21 protein-coding genes and 2 pseudogenes are annotated in these 20,469 nt (G+C 39.3%); 2 read left to right on the forward strand and 21 right to left on the reverse strand.

Annotated elements, in window-relative coordinates; translation table 11 throughout:
- Positions 1–51: 51 nt before the first annotated feature.
- The 14 genes from HMPREF3103_RS08545 to glmU form a co-directional block, all read right to left on the reverse strand.
- On the reverse strand, positions 52–1,053 hold the full coding sequence (locus HMPREF3103_RS08545) for a LacI family DNA-binding transcriptional regulator (protein WP_070439229.1): 1,002 nt from the start codon (positions 1,051–1,053) through the stop codon (positions 52–54).
- Positions 1,054–1,242: 189 nt separating this feature from the next.
- Entirely contained in the window at positions 1,243–1,938 is a 696-nt protein-coding gene (locus HMPREF3103_RS08550; RefSeq protein ID WP_239652339.1) for an LrgB family protein, read from the reverse strand.
- Positions 1,916–2,287 (reverse strand): CidA/LrgA family protein, encoded by a 372-nt coding sequence (locus HMPREF3103_RS08555; RefSeq protein ID WP_049554924.1) that lies wholly within the window; start codon positions 2,285–2,287, stop codon positions 1,916–1,918. Before HMPREF3103_RS08555 ends, HMPREF3103_RS08550 begins: the two co-directional genes overlap by 23 nt.
- Before the next feature lie 325 nt (positions 2,288–2,612).
- Positions 2,613–4,118 (reverse strand): lysine--tRNA ligase, encoded by a 1,506-nt coding sequence (gene lysS, locus HMPREF3103_RS08560; protein WP_070439232.1) that lies wholly within the window; start codon positions 4,116–4,118, stop codon positions 2,613–2,615.
- A 94-nt stretch (positions 4,119–4,212) separates the two neighbouring features.
- Entirely contained in the window at positions 4,213–5,229 is a 1,017-nt protein-coding gene (gene dusB / locus HMPREF3103_RS08565; RefSeq protein WP_070439235.1) for a tRNA dihydrouridine synthase DusB, read from the reverse strand.
- A 230-nt stretch (positions 5,230–5,459) separates the two neighbouring features.
- On the reverse strand, positions 5,460–5,735 hold the full coding sequence (locus tag HMPREF3103_RS08575) for a hypothetical protein (protein WP_070439241.1): 276 nt from the start codon (positions 5,733–5,735) through the stop codon (positions 5,460–5,462).
- Between the two features lie 69 nt (positions 5,736–5,804).
- Positions 5,805–6,083: a hypothetical protein gene (locus tag HMPREF3103_RS08580; protein ID WP_070439244.1), complete on the reverse strand. Its 279-nt coding sequence runs from the start codon at positions 6,081–6,083 to the stop codon at positions 5,805–5,807.
- A gap of 15 nt (positions 6,084–6,098) precedes the next feature.
- On the reverse strand, positions 6,099–6,410 hold the full coding sequence (locus HMPREF3103_RS08585; protein ID WP_070439248.1) for a hypothetical protein: 312 nt from the start codon (positions 6,408–6,410) through the stop codon (positions 6,099–6,101).
- 16 nt (positions 6,411–6,426) lie between these two features.
- A complete protein-coding gene (locus tag HMPREF3103_RS08590) occupies positions 6,427–6,705 on the reverse strand; it encodes a hypothetical protein (protein WP_070439251.1) in 279 nt (92 codons plus the stop codon).
- Positions 6,706–6,759: 54 nt separating this feature from the next.
- Positions 6,760–7,050 carry a hypothetical protein gene (locus HMPREF3103_RS08595; RefSeq protein ID WP_005607532.1) on the reverse strand — a complete coding sequence of 97 codons (291 nt, stop codon included), beginning with the start codon at positions 7,048–7,050 and terminating at the stop codon, positions 6,760–6,762.
- 13 nt (positions 7,051–7,063) lie between these two features.
- Complete coding sequence (locus HMPREF3103_RS08600; protein WP_070439254.1) at positions 7,064–7,384, reverse strand: hypothetical protein; 321 nt, start codon at positions 7,382–7,384, stop codon at positions 7,064–7,066.
- A 17-nt stretch (positions 7,385–7,401) separates the two neighbouring features.
- On the reverse strand, positions 7,402–7,872 hold the full coding sequence (locus HMPREF3103_RS08605) for a hypothetical protein (RefSeq protein WP_070439257.1): 471 nt from the start codon (positions 7,870–7,872) through the stop codon (positions 7,402–7,404).
- A 78-nt stretch (positions 7,873–7,950) separates the two neighbouring features.
- Positions 7,951–8,931, reverse strand: a complete 981-nt coding sequence (locus tag HMPREF3103_RS08610) for a ribose-phosphate diphosphokinase (protein WP_168132866.1) — start codon at positions 8,929–8,931, stop codon at positions 7,951–7,953.
- Between the two features lie 89 nt (positions 8,932–9,020).
- Positions 9,021–10,400 carry a bifunctional UDP-N-acetylglucosamine diphosphorylase/glucosamine-1-phosphate N-acetyltransferase GlmU gene (gene glmU, locus HMPREF3103_RS08615; protein WP_070439263.1) on the reverse strand — a complete coding sequence of 460 codons (1,380 nt, stop codon included), beginning with the start codon at positions 10,398–10,400 and terminating at the stop codon, positions 9,021–9,023.
- A gap of 274 nt (positions 10,401–10,674) precedes the next feature.
- On the opposite strand from glmU, the gene HMPREF3103_RS08620 reads away from it, so the two are divergent.
- Together HMPREF3103_RS08620 and HMPREF3103_RS08625 are read left to right on the forward strand one after the other, a co-directional pair.
- A complete protein-coding gene (locus HMPREF3103_RS08620; RefSeq protein WP_005607549.1) occupies positions 10,675–11,196 on the forward strand; it encodes a hypothetical protein in 522 nt (173 codons plus the stop codon).
- 12 nt (positions 11,197–11,208) lie between these two features.
- Positions 11,209–11,727, forward strand: a complete 519-nt coding sequence (locus HMPREF3103_RS08625) for a transcription repressor NadR (RefSeq protein WP_049554935.1) — start codon at positions 11,209–11,211, stop codon at positions 11,725–11,727.
- Between the two features lie 41 nt (positions 11,728–11,768).
- Here HMPREF3103_RS08625 and HMPREF3103_RS08630 read toward each other — a convergent pair whose 3' ends face one another.
- The 7 genes and pseudogenes from HMPREF3103_RS08630 to HMPREF3103_RS08650 form a co-directional block, all read right to left on the reverse strand.
- On the reverse strand, positions 11,769–12,782 hold the full coding sequence (locus HMPREF3103_RS08630; RefSeq protein ID WP_070439266.1) for a DNA/RNA non-specific endonuclease: 1,014 nt from the start codon (positions 12,780–12,782) through the stop codon (positions 11,769–11,771).
- A gap of 204 nt (positions 12,783–12,986) precedes the next feature.
- Positions 12,987–13,589: an LPXTG cell wall anchor domain-containing protein gene (locus tag HMPREF3103_RS09645; RefSeq protein ID WP_246826976.1), complete on the reverse strand. Its 603-nt coding sequence runs from the start codon at positions 13,587–13,589 to the stop codon at positions 12,987–12,989.
- A gap of 57 nt (positions 13,590–13,646) precedes the next feature.
- Positions 13,647–17,771 (reverse strand): annotated as a pseudogene (locus HMPREF3103_RS08635) (beta-N-acetylglucosaminidase domain-containing protein); the annotation flags it as partial.
- A gap of 261 nt (positions 17,772–18,032) precedes the next feature.
- Positions 18,033–18,140, reverse strand: a pseudogene (locus tag HMPREF3103_RS09705) (YSIRK-type signal peptide-containing protein); the annotation flags it as partial.
- Between the two features lie 221 nt (positions 18,141–18,361).
- Positions 18,362–18,886: an NUDIX domain-containing protein gene (locus HMPREF3103_RS08640; protein ID WP_049554982.1), complete on the reverse strand. Its 525-nt coding sequence runs from the start codon at positions 18,884–18,886 to the stop codon at positions 18,362–18,364.
- A 28-nt stretch (positions 18,887–18,914) separates the two neighbouring features.
- Positions 18,915–19,070: a hypothetical protein gene (locus tag HMPREF3103_RS08645; protein ID WP_246826971.1), complete on the reverse strand. Its 156-nt coding sequence runs from the start codon at positions 19,068–19,070 to the stop codon at positions 18,915–18,917.
- A 91-nt stretch (positions 19,071–19,161) separates the two neighbouring features.
- Positions 19,162–20,463 (reverse strand): McrC family protein, encoded by a 1,302-nt coding sequence (locus HMPREF3103_RS08650; protein WP_049554939.1) that lies wholly within the window; start codon positions 20,461–20,463, stop codon positions 19,162–19,164.
- Positions 20,464–20,469: the final 6 nt, after the last annotated feature.

A 20,469-nucleotide genomic window follows, 5' to 3' on the forward strand; every position in this document is an offset into this window, starting at 1 on the left:
ATGTCGTTTAGGATTTTTACTTAAACGTTTACGTAATGTTCACAATAACTCCTATAACGTTTTTACAGAAGCTCTTTCAACTAATTCGAACGGTATTATTTCTGAACTGATTTTTTCTTTAGTACCAATCGACAATATTAGACGACTACAGCCCAATTTTCCCATCTTATAAAATGGTTGAGCAATAGTGCTGATTGGTGGTGATGACATGTAAGAAATCTTTGAATTATCATATCCAATTACAGAGATGTCATCAGGTACAGATTTCCCAATTTCGTAACATCTAGAAATAATTCCTAATGCCGTTTCATCACTAACACAGAAAACTGCTGTTATGGGATTTTCTAACTGACTGAATGCATCCATTGCTTTTTTACCCGCATCAAAACTAAAGTCTCCATACTGAATTCTTTGGTTATCTAGTGTTATTCCATGTGATAATAATGCATCTTTATATCCTTGAATCCTTGGAACTCCAGCAATCGGGTCAGTTTTGTTAACCCCAGCTAGAGCAATTTTTGAATGTCCATGCTGGATTAAATATTCAACGGCCGCATAAGATGCTGCATAATCATCAACCTTAATATATGGAATCTGGCTGCCTGCAACTTCTGTGGCAATCAGTAATACCGGTATATTTAAATCGACAATCACATCAATATCATGTTCTTCTAGTGACAAAGAAAAAATGATTAATCCGTCCACACGACGCTCAGACATCATTTCTAAGCTTTCGTGTAGCCTGTTTCCTTCAACACCTGCATGGGTCAAAATAACATTATATCCGTGAACACTTGCCTCGTCTTCAATCCCACTGACAATATCGCCATAATAAGATGTTGCAACATCAGGCATAATGATTCCAATTATCTTAGATGTGTTACTTACGAGACTCCGAGCATTCACGTTACGTCTATATCCAAGTTCCTTAATTGCTTGTTGAACTTTTCTCTCAACTTCAGGGCTGTAACCACCCAAATCGTTTATCACACGCGAAACGGTCGCAATAGAAACACCTGTTGCTTTTGCAATATCTTTTATGGTACTTACCATTAGACTTCCTCCTTTCTTGATATTTATTTTAGTTAAACGTTTACATCCATAGTGTACACCCACATTTATAACTCGTCAATGACCATTTCGGTCAAAATATCTTCTTTTTTGTGAAATTTATATGCTATTTATATCTATTGTCCGTCATACCGGCCAAAATAAAAAGGCCAACCACCGTCAACCTTTCATTTAAATAAATCCTGCAAAAATCTGAGCCCCTACTAAGGTAATAATCCCTGAGATCACGATGGATAACCCACTCATCGCACCTTCGACTTCCCCTAATTGCATGGCACGTGCTGTCCCAATCGCATGAGAAGACGTTCCAATTGCGATTCCTTTTGCGACAGGATGCGTGATACCTGTTACTTTACAGATGATTTCACAGAACATATTTCCTAGAACCCCTGTAAGAATAATCACCGCTACGGTAATCGTCACATATCCACCCGACTCTTGAGATAAGCCCATACCGATGGCTGTGGTAATTGATTTTGGCAATAAAGTTACGTACTCTTCGTGCGTTAATTGGAAAAGCGAAGATAATAGCCAAACGGTGCATAAGCTCGTCAACACCCCTGCAGTAATCCCTGCAAAGATGGCACCTTTATGCTTTTTCAATTGCTCGATTTGTTGATATAACGGAATCGCTAAGCAAACCGTTGCGGGCGTCAATAAATAGCTTAAGTTATCCGCACTCGCATAATAGCTATCATAGTCGATGTTAAAGACATTTAATACGATAATTACAAAAATAATCGCTACAAGTAGCGGATTGAAGATTGGCCATTTGTATCGATCACGTAAAAACACGCCTACTTCAAAGCCGATAATACTAATCACGAGCCCAATTGTTGCTGTATTAAGAACGAGTTGATTCACCATCTTGGACTCCTTTCTCGAGGACGTATTGCGTTACTTTTCCCGAAACAATCATCACGGCAAAAGTCGTAATAATCGTGATGATGGATACTGGCACGATAATACGATGCAATTGATCCCACGATTCGATAATTCCAACAGCAGCTGGAATAAACATTAACGACATAATCTCGATTAAAAACGTTCCTGCTTGATATACTTTTTCAATTTTAACAACACCGGTCATTAATACAGCCATCATTAAGACGAGGCCATAGATGCTTGCCGGAATCGGAAGCGGGATGTAATATTTCATGATTTCACCAATACAGGTCACAATCATGATCCATCCAAACTGTTTAAAATATTTCATTAGATCTCCTTTAGTAAAAAAACACCCCATTCAAGCCGTGCTCGAATCGCGTGCAGGTCTCTTTCGTCTATAACATTCAGTATGGAAAAGCTCTCTCTTCCAACTTTTTTTCATAGTATAATCAAATGTTTAGAAAGTCAACTACGACCCTGTGAACATTTGTTACTTTTAGTGTTCTCAATTCAGTCGCATTCTTCTTGGATTCATTTTCGAAATTATCATAAAAGATAATTATCATATATGATAATTACCATATTTGGTAATGGCGGTTAAACAAAAAACACCCCGTCTAAGGCAAGCCTTAAACGGGGCACTAATTTGGATATTAGTCTAAGTTTTTCATAGTTGGGAATAATAGGACGTTACGGATTGATTGGCTGTTTGTTAGTAACATGACTAAACGGTCAATTCCGATACCTACCCCACCCGTTGGAGATAAACCATATTCCAACGCTTGGATGAAGTCTTCATCGTGCGGATGTGCTTCGTCGTTCCCAGCAGATTTTTCTTCTACTTGTTTCATGAAACGTTCACGTTGATCGATTGGGTCTGTTAACTCTGTGAAGCCATTTCCGTACTCTTTTGTACAGATGAAGCATTCGAAACGATCTGTGAAGCGTGGATCTTCATCGTTCTTACGCGCTAATGGAGATACTTCCACTGGATGTCCGTAGATGAAGGTTGGTTGGATTAATGTTTCTTCAACGAATGTTTCGAAGAATTCGTTCACAACATGTCCGAATGTCATTGAATCTTCAACTTTCACGCCTTTTTCTTTCGCGATGGCGCGTGCTTCTTCGTCCGTCATCTGTGGCCAGAAGTCAACACCTGTAACTTCTTTAATCGCATCTACCATATGAATTCTCTTCCATGGGGCTTTTAATTCCACTTCATGTTCGCCATAAGGAACTAATGTTGTTCCTAATACTTTCTTGGCAACATCTGAGATGATTCCTTCTGTTAAATCCATGACATCTTTATAGTCTGTGTAAGCTGTATAGATTTCTATTGAAGTAAATTCAGGGTTGTGAGTGGTGTCGATTCCTTCGTTACGGAACACACGTCCGATTTCGTATACGCGTTCCATACCACCAACGACTAAACGTTTTAAGTGTAACTCTGTAGCAATACGCATGTATAATTCCATGTCTAACGCATTGTGGTGTGTGATAAATGGACGAGCATTTGCCCCACCCGCTAATGTGTGTAGTACTGGAGTTTCAACTTCTAAGTAATCGCGGTCGTCTAAATAACGACGGATTTCACGGATGATTTTACTACGTGTAACGAAACGGTCGAAGCTGTCGCGGTTACTAATTAAGTCCAAGTAACGTTGACGGTATTGTTGTTCTACGTTTGTTAATCCATGATATTTATCAGGAAGTGGGCGAAGTGCTTTTGTTAAATGAACGAATTGTTCTGCTTTAACAGATAACTCACCAGTGTTTGTGACCATAACAGTCCCAACAACACCAACGATGTCTCCTAAGTCTGCTTTTGTGAAGACTTCGTATGCATCATCTCCAACAGCATCTTTACGTACGTAAATTTGGATTTGGCCTTTGCCGTCTTGAATGTGAGCAAAACCGGCTTTCCCTTTTCCACGTTTTGTCATCATACGTCCAGCAATTTGAACTGTTACAGGCTCTTGCTCACTAAGAGATTCTTTTGTAGCTCCTTCAAATTGTTTGTGGATTTCTTCAGTTGTATTTTTTTGTTTGAATCCAGTACCGAAAGGATCGATTCCTTTTTCGCGTAACTGACTCATTTTTTCACGACGAACTTGTAATTGGTCATTTAATGTTTCTTGTGTTTCTACTTCGAAAGACACGTTTGTTCCTCCTTTGAACGGTGCTTGTTCTTCATAACTCTTCTTATTGTACCAAAAGAAGAGGCTTTATTGAAAGTATTTCAAGGCTTTTTGCTTAAATTTCTGCCAAGCGTTGTTTTTGACGTTCTTCACGTTCTAAATGTTCTACCACGAATTGGTCTAATAAGGCTTCTACCGTTTGTAAATTCTCAGCTTCGTTGATGGCTACTTTTGTTTTGGAGGCACGTGGCACTCCTTTTAAATAGTAGCCTGCAAGCTTGCGGAATTCTTTCGTTGCGACCGCTTCGCCTTTAAGGTTCGCAAGTCTTTGTAAGTGTAATTTCGCAATTTCAATTTTCTCTGGAACGGTATTTTCTGGAAGCAATTCGCCTGTTTCTAAATAATGAACGGTTTGGCGAATCATCCAAGGGTTCGCTAAGGCAGCACGTCCAATCATGACGCCATCTACGCCTGAGATATCAATCATGCGTTTGGCATCTTCCGGGCTACGAACATCTCCATTCCCGATTAAAGGAATGCGCGTTAAGTTCTTCTTCACTTCTCCTAGGATTTCCCAGTCGGCTTTCCCATCATACATTTGAACACGAGTACGACCGTGCATCGCAACCGCACTTGCACCGGCACGTTCTGCAGCCAGCGCATTCTCCACCGCATATAAATGCTCGTGGTCCCATCCTGTACGCATCTTCACAGTCACAGGTTTGTCCACTGCGTCTACAACCGCTGCTACCATTTCGTATACCTTATTTGGATCTAACAGCCATTTCGCTCCGGCTTCGGCTTTAATGACTTTGTTTACTGGACATCCCATATTGATATCGATAATCGCCGCTTCTGTGTTTTCAGCCACGTATTTCGCCGCTTCAACTAAAGTATCTTTATTTCCGCCCATGATTTGAACGCTGAGTGGATACTCGTTTGGTTCGATATGAAGCATGCTTAATGTTTTCTCATTACGAAATTGAATCCCTTTGTCGCTGATCATTTCACATACCACTAAACCAGCACCGAATTCTTTTACAGTGACACGGAAAGCAGAGTTCGAAATCCCAGCCATCGGGGCCACAACTACACTATTGTCAATTTGAATATCTCCAATTTTAAAACTCATTTTTTTCTCCTTTTTCAATCAGACTTGCATCTTAACAAATCTTCGTTACGTATTTATAGTGATAATCGTAAAAAAGCCACTGATTAACAAGAACATCCCTTACGATTACCACTATCCATCTAAAAACACGAGCTGCATCACCCATAGTGAGTGCGACTCGTGCGCTATGTTCACTTATTTCTTGCCGGATTATTGTACCATAACCCGCGCCATCTTGCATTTGTTTCCTCTTAAAAAAAGAGTCTCATCGAAAGCAGCAAGTACGTAATGAGGAATTCACCCGTTAAGAGTAACTGCCATCCCGTTTCGTTCAGTGTTTTTAGTTTAAACGAAATCCAACTAAACAATGAGAAACTGAGAAGGAACCCCACTGCCGCCACTGCTAGAATATACAGTATAAAAAGGAGCATTCGACCATCTGGTAAAAAATAGTTTCCCATCGCTAACATCGCAAAGAAAACTAGGACCCATGAAATCCACATCAAGACAGTAGCGACTTTATGCATTTTTACTAACCCTGGTTGTTTTTCGAAAAGTCGTGCTTCCTTAAATCTCTTTCTCCTAAACCTTTTTTATCAAAATCTAATTACTCCCGTGAATAACAATACCAAAAAGGTACTCCAAGCGCCTGTGAGCAGTAGCTGCCACCAAGTGTCTTTAACCGATTTTTCTTCTACCGCAATTAAAACATACATCAAGAAACTCACAAACGTCATGATCATGAAAATCGGCATAATGAAGATGGCAATCAATAGCCCTCCTGGAACGCCACGACTGGTCATGAAAATCCATTGTGGCACTAACCCGATCCACATCAAGACTTCTGCGATATTCTTTGTTTTCTCTAGTTTCATTCAAAACCTCCAACATTATCGAATAGTTTGTTTCTGAATTTGTTTGGCAAGCGATTTTGGAGCTAGCGACAAGAAACAAATGGCAATTCCAAATAAGAACACCACCAACCCAATCACTTCAAAAACGCTATTGAACTGCGAAAACACACCGAGCATGAATGCAAAAATAACGACAGAAACACCGACCTTACGAACAGCCTTTGCAATTGCTCTGTAATAATCTTCAATCGTTTCAGGTATAACCGATGTATATTGCAACTTCACAAGTTCCTGATGCGTTTTTCTCCAATAATTCATCCCCATCCAGAAGATTCCGCCGATAGTCATCGCTATTTGTTTCCTCTTAAAGAATGATTTTTATTAGAACGAGTACATAGGCGAGGAGAAATCCTCCAGTCAAAGCTAATTGCCATCCTGTTTCCTCAAATGATTTTTTCTGAATCGTAATCCACGAAAACAAAAGAAAGCTAATCAAAAAGAAGATCCCCGCAATGATTAACCCCAGCGTCATCACACTTAATTCATTGTTAGAAGTTATCACAAATGAAACCATAAGCAACATTGTAATAAATACGAACCCCCACGCTGTCCACATAAATCCATTAGCCCACTTACGTAACACCCCTATCATCTTCTCATGATTCTATTGTTGGATTATAAAAGATTTTTCCTGTTTTTACCCGATGGCTTGTGTGTAAAGTAATGCTTCATACCCTAACCACAAGCTCATAATGAGTAGTTGTCCCCACGTATTTTTAAACGATTTTTCTTCATACGAAATGTACAAGAACAATAAAAGACTGAGAATAACGCTTAGAATTAAAAATGGTAAGACTAATAAAATGAGCCCCATTCCAATTCCCATGCCAACTCTCCTCGTAATAGGGGAAAATAACAGAATCCATTGTGTTAATAACCCAAACCACATCAAGTTATTTGCTGTCTTCTTTAATTTTTCAATTTCCATAATTTGCTTTTCCTTACTTCATTGGTATTGTATTTGACGGTAACTGAATAATGCCGCATACATTTAAAATAACAAAAGTAATCCAGAGAAGAATAAATAACATTATCCAACCTGTGTGTTTTAATGATTTTTCAGCAATTGAACTCCTTAAAAACTGTAAGAAACTAATGCCTACTAACATCAATCCGATAGGGAATAGGATGAACACAATAATCGCTGTCCCATATCCTCCACCATACTCATAATGAGGTAATAAAACCATAATATAAGTAAGCACTTGAGGTGCCATTCCTATCAGAAACAGTCTCCAAGCATTTCTTCTCTTCCTATCCATTCAATATCACCTCAACACTACTTGTGACTTTGTTTTAAAATTTGTTTTGCTAGCGATTTAGGGACTAGAGATAACAAACAGATAACTAACCCAAATAATAAAGTCGCTTCCGCAATACCGAATAACTCAGGAATAAAATGTGATAAGATTCCTACCATTAGAGATGCGATTCCTATCGAAATCCCTACTTTAAAAACGGCTTTTGCTTTTACTTGATAATATTCTTCGAGCACTTCAGGCGTTTTTTTGAAGTCTTTGAGAATGGCTACATTGTTTAGAGTTGATTTCCAATAATCTATACCCATCAAAAAACCTCCTCCAAGAGTCCCTAATGCAAAAAAGAATAGAATAGCATTTTCAATAAGACTCTTCCCTTCAAAGTAAGGAATATTTGGATTCTTTTCATGTAAAAATACCATCGTCAGAATCAACCCTATAAAAGAAATTAAAAATATCCATCCTGAACGGTTTCTTTTTTCTTTCTCCATTATAGCCTCCTTTGGTTCAGTATATAGAAAAACGAGCCGAGACCAAAGCCTCGGCTCATTTATTTTAAAAATTCTTTATTAATCTAAAATAGTAAATTTCTCAATAAACAACGGACTCACTGAACGGTTTTCGTGAATACGACGAATCGCTTCCGCCATTAATTGGTCCACACTGATTTGAACAATCTTGCCACCTGTTTTTTCTTCAGGAACTTCGATTGAGTCTGTTACGACTACTTCTTTAATCACTGAGTCGTTAATACGATCTAGCGCTGGCCCAGATAATACGGCGTGTGTACAGCAAGCGTATACTTCTTCCGCACCTGCATCTTTGATGGCTTGTGCTGCAAGAGTAATGGTTCCAGCTGTATCAATCATATCGTCGATTAATACGGCAACTTTCCCTTTGACTTCCCCGATGATATTCATCACTTCTGCCACGTTTGCTTTTGGACGACGTTTATCCACAATCGCGATAGGTGCGTGTAAGAACTCAGCCATTTTACGAGCACGAGTTACCCCACCGTGGTCAGGAGAAACAACAACGATATCTTTGTCTTTAAAGTTATTTTCTAAGAAATGGTTCGCAAGTAGTGGAGCTCCTAATAAGTGATCCACTGGAATATCGAAGAACCCTTGAATTTGAGCAGCGTGTAAATCAAGTGTTAACACACGGTCTGCACCGGCTTGAGTAATCATGTTTGCAACTAATTTTGCGGTAATTGGTTCACGAGATTGTGCTTTACGGTCTTGACGAGCATATCCATAGTAAGGAATTACAATATTAATTGTTTTTGCACTTGCACGACGCAAAGCATCTACCATAATTAATAATTCCATTAAGTTATCATTTACTGGATAAGAAGTTGATTGAACGATGTAAACATGGCATCCACGAACACTTTCATCGATGTTGATTTTAATTTCTCCATCACTGAATTGTGTCACAGACACTTTACCAAGTTCTAAACCTACTTCTTCAGCGATTTTTTCTGCTAAAGGACGATTTGAGCTTAAAGCGAATATTTTTAAATTAGGATCGGAATAATGTTCCACAATGATAACCCCCGAAGTTTATTTTATAGTTCTATAATACAGTTTTTTGCCTAATTTTTGAATAATTTTGATAAACTTTTTCAAAAAAAATTTTAATCTTTTTTTCCTGATGGTAATTTTGAAGCGTAATCCTCTTTGTTCACTTGACGACTACGAGCAATGGCTAATGCTCCACTTGGGACATCTTGGGTAATGGTTGAACCCGCAGCAATGAACACATCATCTCCAACCGTTACAGGAGCTACAATATTCGCATTACATCCAATGAATACGTGGTCTCCAATTTTTGCACGATGTTTATTTTTTCCGTCGTAATTTACAAACACTGTTCCACAACCGACATTGATGTCTTTTCCAAGATCTGCATCTCCGACATACGTTAAGTGCCCTACTTTCGTATCTGCACCAAGCGTTGAGTTCTTCACTTCCACAAAGTTCCCCACATGAACACGTTCGCCTAATACAGAATTTGGACGTAAGTGTGCAAATGGACCAGCATTGCTATCAACTTTCATATGAGATTCTTCGATGTTCGCTGCCACCAGACGAACGCCGTCTTCAAGAATGCTATCACGAACTACACTATGTGCTCCGATGAAGCAGTTTGAACCAATGACTGTTTTGCCTTTTAAGACAACGCCTGGTTCAATCACAGTGTCCGCACCGATTTGAACGGTTGATTCGATATACGTTGCTTCTGGGTCAATTAAAGTAACCCCATTACGCATATGTTCTTCGTTAATACGGTTGCGCATATATTTCTCCGCTTTTGAAAGAGCTACACGGTCGTTGACGCCCATTCCTTCGTCGAAATCTTTCATTGGGTACGCAGAAACGACTTCTCCACGTTTCTTCAAGATTTCTAATACATCTGGTAAGTAGTACTCGCCTTGAGCGTTGTCGTTCCCAACTTCGTGTAAAGCACTGAAAAGAGCTACATTATCAAAGCAGTAAGTCCCTGTATTGATTTCTTTGACTTGTTGTTCTTCAGGAGTTGCGTCTTTTTGTTCTACGTTTTTTAGAACAGAACCGTCAGCGTCACGAATGACACGCCCGTATCCAGTTGGATCTTGGGCAATGGCTGTAAGGATTGTTGCTTTCGCGCCTGTACGTTCATGCTCCTGCATTAACGCTGAAAGAGTTTCGCTTGTTAATAATGGAGTGTCTCCACAGATAACGATGGTTGTTCCTTCTTTTCCTTGTAAGAGAGATTCTGCTTGTAACACCGCATGCCCAGTTCCTAATTGTTCTGCTTGGACGGCATAAGAAACGCGGTCTCCAAGGTGGTTTTGCACCATTTCAGCACCATGTCCAACAATCGCTACGATTTCAGTAGCTCCAGTTTTTTCAACTTGGTCTACAACGTGCTCTACCATGGGTTTTCCGCAAACGGGATGCATTACTTTGTAAAGGGAAGATTTCATACGAGTTCCTTTACCCGCAGCTAAAATAATTCCGAATTTTTGTTTCATAATAAGCTCCTTGCTCTTTGAATTTCTACCTTATAATAGTATAGTACCACGCTGTTTTTTTCAAGAAATCACTGGAAGATGGTCTTTTATAGAATTGTGTCCAAACATAAAGCGGTACTATTGAATATAATTTTCTTTGTATGCAGATACTTTTTATAGAATTCAGCGGATTATGGGCAAAATATAAGCGAAAAAATCACTTTCCCTATTGATTTATTGTATACACAGAACTATACTACTGTATATACAGTAAATAAAAAGGAGTTTTATTCTGATGAAAAATGTTCGTTTTATGACACTTACCGCACTATTAACCGCGATTGCTATTTTTATTCCTATCGCGATGCCACTGAAATTGGTGATTCCACCAGCTTCATATACCCTCGGAAGTCACGTTGCGATTTTTATTGCAATGTTTATAAATCCTTGGATGGCCATCTTTGTCGTTCTTGGATCCTCATACGGGTTCTTTATCTCTGGCGCTTATCCGCTTGTGATTGTCTTCCGTGCATTGTCACATATTCTCTTTGCGACACTTGGGGCCTTTTTCTTACAAAAGCATCCAAAGACGCTTGAAAACCGTAAAGCATCATGGATTTTCAACTTCGTCCTTGCGCTTATTCACGCAGTCGGTGAAGTATTAGCTTGTGTGCTCTTCTACTCGGTTTCAGGGACAGATCTTCAAAGCATGTTTTACGTCCTCTTCGTCTTAGTCGGATTTGGTACAGTGATTCACAGTATGGTAGACTATGAATTAGCACTAGTGGTGTATAAAGTTTTACAAAAAAGACGCTAAAAGAGGTCTACTATGCCAAAAGAAAGAAAATCTGAGTTATTAAAGCTCTTGAAAGAAGCTCCAAAACCACTCAATGGGCAAAGCTTAGCGGAACATTTCCACGTTACCCGACAAATTATCGTTCAAGACATCGCGCTTCTCCGCGCTGATGGGGTCACGATTCTATCGACGAACCGCGGATATGTCTACAAGGAACAAGAGAGCTCGCCGTACGTTCATCGCCTCTTCAAGGTCAAACACGATACCGAGGCTATCGAAAGTGAACTTCTAGCGATCGTCGATAATGGAGGTCGTGTCCAAAATATTCAAATCGACCATCCAGTCTATGGTGAAATTCAGACTCTTGTGAAACTGACCTGTCGCCGCGACGTCCAACACTTCTTGGAACAAATCCATCAAGAAGACTTCCGCCCTCTGTCATCCTTAACAGACGGCGTACATTATCATCTAGTTGAGGCTGAAAACCAACAAGACCTCGACTATATCGAAGATGCCCTCGATAAATTAGGGTATTTAGTGAAGGAAGATTAAATGAAATGAGCGCCACTCAATTTGTGTGGCGCTCATTATACTTATGGTCTGTATCTCTTTTCTTTAGACGTATGAACTTTCCCCTGGCGTTTTGCTTCTGCCTCTGTCATTTCTACAACATTCCTTTTGTTTGTGTTTGCTGGCATGTTTTCCTTATAGTACCAATAAACATCTGACTTCCCTTTTTTAGCTACATAGACTGTAATATACTCTTCTTGATTTACCGTCGTTTCAGTCACCACTTCAGTCTGAGCAACAGTAGTTTCAACTTTCTTCTTAGCAAATAATGGTTCCGCATTCCCCGTCGCATAGTCAATTTTGGCATTTGGTGATGTATTCTCTAGAATTACATGAGTTACACCATCTTCATCTGTTTTCTCTTGTTTTGTCCCAAAAGAAATCTTCATCAAAGTTCCATCACTTTTTATTCCCGCATACTGCAATTCAACTTGACGTGGAATCAATTCATCCCCTTGATAGATTGGCGTCACTTTATAATCTAACCAATCATTCGGATGCGCATTAATCCAATCCGCAAGACTATTCTCATAGAATAACATTGCAGTTTGATTTGCGGAATCCGTGTCCGACAGGCTTCCCGTATTTAATAAGGCTGTCATTGGTGTTAAATTACGTAACTCGTTATCAAGACCGCTAAATTGATACCCTACTAAGTGACCACGGTTCATGAGCCACGCTTCTTTCCCACTTCCTGAATCATCAATCAGCATCTTATAATTATGCCAACCAACTGGATCCACACTAATTTTTGGTTCTCTCTTAGCTTTTGGCTTATCTTTAATATTCAGTTGAATATGCGCTGACGTAGAACGCTCCAGTTTATCCAGTTCTCCCAATACCAATTGTTTCTCTTTCTTAAAAGGAAGCAAAGAATCTGGTAATTTAGCAGGTGCCACTGTCGTAGTTTCAACTGTTGTCACTTTCACTACCGTCTCTGTCGTTGACTTCGCATCTTCTTTATGCCCCCCACATGCTGCTAAAGAAACACCAGCCAGAATCAATAACCCCAATTTCCAATTCGAACGAATTTTCACCCTAATTCCCCCTAATATACTTTATTAAAAAAACCCTAATTAGTTTCAGTATAGACCTCCCTCAACTCGAATACAATAGTGGTTTTGACTTATTTTTGAGTTATCCCATTACAAAATATACCTTGCGAAGATGTTTTCTGAATCTATATGAAAAGACCTAGCTTTTTCAGCTAGGTCTTTCTCTTACTGTCTTACTTTTTAAGATTACGCTTCTTCTTTTCCTTTTTTATAGAACAATGTTCCAAGGGCAAGCGCTAAACTTGCGACAAAGAGAGAAGTGTTTGCATCACTTGTTCCAGTAGCTGGAAGCTGATTTGCCACAGCTCCATTGACGGTTTCAGGTTTAGCAACTGGCTTTTCACCTGCTGGAGTCGTTCTACCTGGTTCTCCGAAAGCTACAGCTGGAGGTGTAGAAGGAGTTGTAGGAGTCCCCGGCGTTACTGGCGATGTTGGACTCGTCGGTGTTGTAGGCGTTGTTGGATTCGCTACAGCCACGGCTCCTTTATACACAACTGCGTAAACACTGAAGTGAGTCGTATTAAAGGTTACTTTTCCATCTTTTTGAGTAAATGCTAGAGCTTCCAATCGTTTTTCAGGAGTAATGTAGTAAATCGTTTCTACTTCAGCATCAGCTTTCACTGGAACCGTCACAGCAACTGTTCCATTTGGCTGAACAAAGCCACCTGCCTTTCCTCCTAAACGAATATCATACGCATCATATTTTTTGCCATCCAATGTTTGATCAAGAACTTTTTGAACTGCTAAGTCTTTCACTGGTTCTAAGGCGGTAGTTGACCCCGAAATCATCACACCTGTAGCCTCGTCTTTCAACTCTCGTTTAGCGACAGTTGAATCAATTGGCGTTAGTGGCGTTACTGGTTTGTCTGGTTCAGGCTGTTGAATTTCATCTGGAGTGACTTCTTTAGTAAAGGTTGATAATTCGTAGAACTCTGCAGGTCCACCTTCCCAAGAAACTTTTACATCAAGAATTCGTGGATTTTCTCCTGGAAGTGCAAATGTTTGGAAGCTAGATTTTACTTTACCCAGTTCTTTCCATACAGACTCTCCGGCTTCATTCAATGTACGCACTTTGACTTTTACAGTGGTTCCTTCTGGGACATCTGCAATTAAACGAACATGATTTACAGCCGTTTCTTCTGATAAGTGGTAAACCAATTCTCCCTTATTCTCTGTTGTCGCATAACTAGTTAATACATTTCCATCCGTTAAATGTTTCTTCAAGTTATCTTTGTCTTCTGTTCCACTTCCTGTCACTGTAGGATTATTTTCAGGATTGATAAACTCACCATCATTGATTTCGATTTCGCTAAAGCCTAAGAAACGTGCATTATAATCCGCTGTAAAGAGCACACGCATAAACTTAGCAGTAACTGGTTTATCTAGAACCCCTTCAATATAACGGTTTCCAGGTTTAGCCGCATCATGTGTCCAACCATCCGTTAGAGAGTTATCACGAATTTCATTTTCGACCCCGTCACCCACTGTAACCACATCGGTCCAGTTCTTACCGTCTTCACTGACTTGAATCTTACCATCTCGTAAATAATTCCGTTCCGCATCTTGGATGTATGCACGAATCTTCTTCACTTGACGAGTGGTACCGAGTTTCATCACGATTTCACCATTTTTACGTTGATAATCGGAAAACTCAACGAAATTGTTGTAATCTCCATCAAATAATTGACCTATATTGTGAATGCGACGAACATCATTTGCTCCATAATATTGGTGGATGCCCATTGTGGTTGATTGAAGTTCTGTTGGTTCCACTTCTTTTGTCTTCACAATTAACTTACCAGCAGGAAGCGCTTGGTCTTTATCCGTCTTATTCACGAGACGAACATAACGAACGAAGGTATGTTCTGGCAATTCGTCTGCACGATACCATTCGACTTCATTGGCAGAGTACTCTAGTGTTAATCCTGTTTCTCCTGCATCTTCCAGAGTAATCGAAGAAGCTTCATGTAGGCGGTCTAATTTCATTCCAAGATATCCATTTGTTGGAATATTGGTTCCTTGAGGTAATGTCATTTCATAACGTCCACGGCTATCAGCGACTGGCGTTTCCTTCAAGCTATCCACACTTGTAACTGTCAAGTCTGTATTTGGAGTAAAAACATCTACCGTGAAATCTGCGATTCTCCACCATTTATTCAAGGTTTGTGTATTGCGAACACGCACAAATTGTGCTGTAAATTCTTTGATAATATCACTCGTTCTTTCTCCAGCTAATGTTTGAAGCGTCGTCCAATTAGTTCCGTCTGTCGAATATTCGATGACACCCACTGCTATTTTGTCGCGTTCTCCTTGAACAAGGTGTACTCGTTTAATAGCTTTTGCTGCCCCTAAATCCATTTGTACCCAAGCATTTTCTGGGGTGACATTGGTTTGGTTTGCATGTGCCATCATAGATTCTGTTGTCGCATTTCCATCTTGCATTTGAACGACACTAGTTCCATATTTATACACTAGATTAGCACTTAAGGTGATGTTTGCTTTTACCTTCTTGCTGCCCGTTTCTAATGGTCTATTGACAGCAATTTCGCGCATGGCAAGCCAAGCATTATCCTTTTTAGCAGTTGCACGCATTCGAACGGCTTGTGCAGTAATATCCAGATTATTGAATTCAAGGGTACGCTCTCTACCTGTATAGGCGGGAGTCGTGAGCGCTACCCAATCCCCTTGCTCATTTTGATATTCAACAACGGCATTACCGAATGTGTAGTTATCGGCCGTCTTGGTTCCTGTGGCAAATCCGAGCGTATGAATCTTAATCGCTTTGTTGAAACGTAATCCCACATAGTCATCTCGTTCAATTACGGTTGTCGTCTTCACGATTACATGTGTATCGTAGTCCCCGTCTGTGACTTCAGCTAGTCCACCTTCAGCACCTGCACGGTTTGTAATAAATGTAGTTACCAGTTTATCTGGGCGAAGCATCGTCTGAATATGCGTTGCTAAATATTCTTTTAGATTATTAATAAACGGACGAATATGTTGAACTCCAAATTCAGCACGTTCATAGTGATCTACATAGAAGAATGCATAACTAATGGATTGGTCATAATGCTTCAATCCTGCGTAGTAGTTATCCCACACTTTCGCATCATTCTTTTCTGCCAGTCCTTCTGTTGCCGTTAAGAGGGCTTCGAGCGCATTCATTTGGTCTACTGTATTGTCCAACCAATAGTGAATTTGGTGAATGAGTTTCTTATCCCCTTTTTCTTTTAGAAGAATCGCGTCAGCTTTCAATTGGGCAAAAATTTCTTTTAATTCTTTTCTTTCTGCATCTAAGTTTTGATCTGACTTCAATTTGTTATAAAAGGCGGTCAATTTAGGTGCAAGCTCTACTGACTCTTCTAATTTTGTAACATGAGGAGGTCTGTTTTGGTTTCGCATATGTTTTCCAAGTTCTCGGAAGGCTTTAGAAACTTCACTGTCTTTAAAATTACCATTGACCACATAGTTAAAGGCGGTGTCATTAATTTGTTCTGCTTCTTGTGCACTTCTCCATTGCTTCCAGCCATATTGAGCCATGTCAAAAAGCGCTACTTTGGAAGCTTCTGATTGTTGCATTGGATTCAGCATAATTCCATTCGAAAGCGACAAATCAACATTTGGATGCAAGAATTTTTCTCCGCCACCAAGAATTAAGTGTTGTTTTGTATTGTCATTACATGGCCAGTTAATCCAGAAGTGAATTGGACGATATTTCTTTCCACCTTCTGTCAAATTTCGTTTCAAGTTTGTTAAGAAGGTTTGGTCCACAGCTCCCCATACTTTCCCCCCTGTCAACGTTAAATGGACTGTTTCTGGAAGATGTTCGTTAAGTGTGCGAAGTTCATCTTCTGTCCCTTGTCCCATATACCAAGCAGGTACAAAAATCATATCTTTACGAAGACCGCTATATGTTTTTTGTTTTTCCGTTAACCAATCTGTCAAATCACGCATTAAACGGATATAGCTATTGTATCCACCGACTGGCCAAGCAGCATCATCGGCAAGCACCCCAAATTCACGAACGCCTGCATCGAGTAATTGTGTAAATTTATTTTTGATGACAGAAAGATCTTCTTTGTATTTCTCGTCGTTTTCAAAGCGCATTTTGTTATGCATGAATGGATGGATCGTCCATACATAGCGTGTCTTCGTTTCATTTCCGACACGAGCTAAGTCACGAATTTCTGCGAGTTTTTCCTCTGGGTATAAGTCACGCCACTTTTTGTTGTGATATGGATCGTCTTTTGGCGCAAAGTAGTATTGCGTTAATTTTAATTCGCCACCATATTTCATTAAATCTTCGCGGTTTTCCTTCGTCCAAGGATTGCCATAATATCCTTCTATAAACCCACGATTCTTCACTTCGGCATAGTCTTCTACCGTCACATCATGAAGAACAGGAGTTGGTGAATCTTTGAGCATATGTTTCAAGGTTGTAAGGCCAAAGAACACCGCGTCTGTGTCTTTTCCGACAATGGATATTTTATTGTTTTTGACTTGTAAAACATAGGCGTCAATTTTATTGTATAAATCTTTCGAAACATCTTGAACTTCTTTTTCAGCTAGTGAAGATTCCCCATGAACCCCTAGGAAGATATTCGTAGCGCCTTCTGCTTCTTTTGCACTTGTTGTATAAGAAACTTGATTCGCTTGTAAAATCTCTTTCGCACGATTACGTGTATAGATATCTAAACTATCGCTAAATACCAGATTTACTTTCCCTTCTAGTGCAGTTACCCCTTCTCCATAGGTGACCTTTTGTGGTGTTGGGAAAACGGTATATTCCTTTTTCGTCACTTCTTTTTTCGCAGCGTCAATTTCTTCTCTCGTTGCTGGCTTATCTGCTGTAAATTGGTCGGCTTTCTCCACCGTTCCATTTACTTCACGTGGCTTCGTTGTTGCTTCTGTTGCTGTATTCGGTGTCGTTGTTGTTGGAGCTTCTGTAGCAGTTGTCTCTTCAGTTGGTTTTGCCTGCGTTGCAACGGTTGTCACTTCTGCTTCAGTTGGCTTAGCTGTTTCTTCTTTTGAAGGTTGATTTTCCCCAGTCTCAGATGCGGCTGCTCCTTCTTTTGGAGTAGCGGAAGCTTCCTCTTCAGCTTTGTTTGCTTGCCCTTCTTTTTCTGCTTTTTCAATCGCCTTTAATACTTCATCCGGCAATTGCTTTAAGGAAGGCGCCTCACTAATAGCCCCATTTTCGGTGCTTGGTTCCCCTTCTACCTCTGCTGCTAAAGCAACCGGAGATGCAAAAAAAGTAGCCCCAATCATTACTGAAGCGACTCCTACTGAAAATTTGCGAATACTGTACTTACATTTTTTATCAAAAAATCTCTTACCCATAAGATTTTCGACTTCCTTTCGTTTTATTTTTAGTAAGCGTTTGCAACAAAACCTAAAACAATCCCTAACCTTATTGTTTACCGATTTATATGCACCTTTAATATAGCAAAACCAACTGGTAGTTACAAGTTGAATTTGTGATTTTATTAAGAAAATATTCGATAAAAAAAGTAACCATGAATAGGCTTCCCCTACTATGATTACTTTTTCTTCTTTTCATTTTATTTTACGCTAATTAACCACTCTTTCGCCCATTCAAGAACCGGTAATTCACGGTTTGCAAGAAGCGCTCCCCATGGTTTAGAAGCACACTTTTGATACTCAGAAACAGCCTCTTCATAAGTCATCTTTAATGTCGACAATTGAAATTCCTCTTGTTCTTCCGGAGTCATCTCGGTTTCTCCGAAAGACTTGATCTGGCAAAGATAGTAATGATTTAAATTATGACGGTGAATCTGATTATAGTAGTCGCTGACTAGACCAATTTTACAAAGGACCTCTACCTTAACACCCAGTTCTTCCTTTAGTTCCCGGTGGATGGCTTCTTCTGTTGACTCCCCTTCTTCCACGCCCCCTCCAGCTGTTTCAATAAAAACGCCAGTCCCGAAGATATCATCGCGGTGTACCCGCACGAAGTAAAAATATCCCTCTTTGTCTATCACGATTGCTCGCACGATTTTTCGATCATGCGTAATCGTTGTCTTCTCCCACTGCGTATCTTCTAATGTTAATGCTAATTCCTTCACTGCCAAACTCACTTTCTATAGTATTCCTCTACGTAAATATCATTAATAACACAAATAGTACAAGCAATCCAATCCCTAGGATTAACTCAACTTGCCCAACTCGAATCGCATCTGCATCCTTTTGGCTCCCCGCCTTCTTCCGTGCTTTGAAATCATTGATGAGCCCATACTGCCTTTTGAACACGATGAGATATCCGAACGTTGAAAACGTGATTCCTAGTGAGAATAAGATTAATTTTAGAAATAGTATGTTTATCATCTCAAAACTAATATACTTAAGCTTTAATTTCTCTCAATAGTTCTTTGATACTCTTTTTAATCTCTGAAACATCAACAAAGAAGATATGGATTTTTGTATCCTCATCTCTAAATTCAATGATTCTATTTTCTAACTCGTTCACTCTTGGATATAACACCCAAACCTTATTCGCATTATATTTTTTCGAATATGCATACATTTGATACATATCCGTCTGAGATATACCATAGTTTTCTTGTGGAGAATCATATAATCGTTTCCACTTGGTATCCATAATAATGGTATTTTCTTCTTTATCCTTAACAACGATATCCGGTCTTAACGAAAATATATTACGATTTTCTTCTTTCAGTAAATATCTACCCGTATCTTGAGTAGATACTGAATAGTGTTCTCTTTCGAAAATATCTACGATATGCATCGATACAAATGATTCGTATACTTTTTCCATCGGGAATAATAAAGCACGTGCCTTATTATCTCCAGAAAAGATCGAGAAACTCTTATTCATCAAGAATACTTTGCTCCAAGCCAGAATTTCTTCATAATCCTTTGTAGTTCGGTCAATCTGAACCTCGTCAAAATCACTTGCATAATTCCAAGAGGGAGCCACCAAATCAAAATAGATTAATTGTTGTCGAATGGATTTTAAGTTATTAGAACTCGTACTGATTTTCTGTAATTTTAATAACGTCGATTTTATCAATCGATTCTCAGGTCGATTTAAATTAAATTCATCGTAAGCCAGGCTGAATCTTTCTGCATGTCCGATATTTTCTTTAAGGTGTCGATTAACCAATAATTTCCCTTTAAAGACGTTCAACGTATCTTCTTGAGAAATATATGCAGATTTCAATCCTTTACGGGTAAGTAAAGATAATTGATACAGATACATATTAATAAAAATCTCATATAGATTAACACTCTCTGTTCTTAAATTTGCAGAACTAAACACTTTCCCTGGGAAATCTTTCATAGTCTTTAACATATCTATAAATACTTCTTCTGTAGTTTTCCCTGTATCGTTCGTACCAAAATCTACTTTTGGAAGAATCTGAATCTGACATCCGCTTTCTAGCTGTATGAGACCTACAAAATTCTTTGCTTGAATGACATTTCCTATTCCTTTGACAGTTCTAGCTCTTAGAAAATCTAGAGGATTCCCTTCATCATCTGTACTCTCTTGATTTCGAATAAAATCGTCTAGTTCTTTAAAATATCTTTCTGAGAGATAATGGATGTTATCTCCTGTTTCGGCATAGCTGTTATTCGATGTGATAAACTCAAACTCTTTAATGGATAATAATTTATCATTCATACAATC

The organism is Granulicatella sp. HMSC30F09 (genome assembly GCF_001806915.1).
GTDB classification, from domain to species: domain Bacteria; phylum Bacillota; class Bacilli; order Lactobacillales; family Aerococcaceae; genus Granulicatella; species Granulicatella adiacens.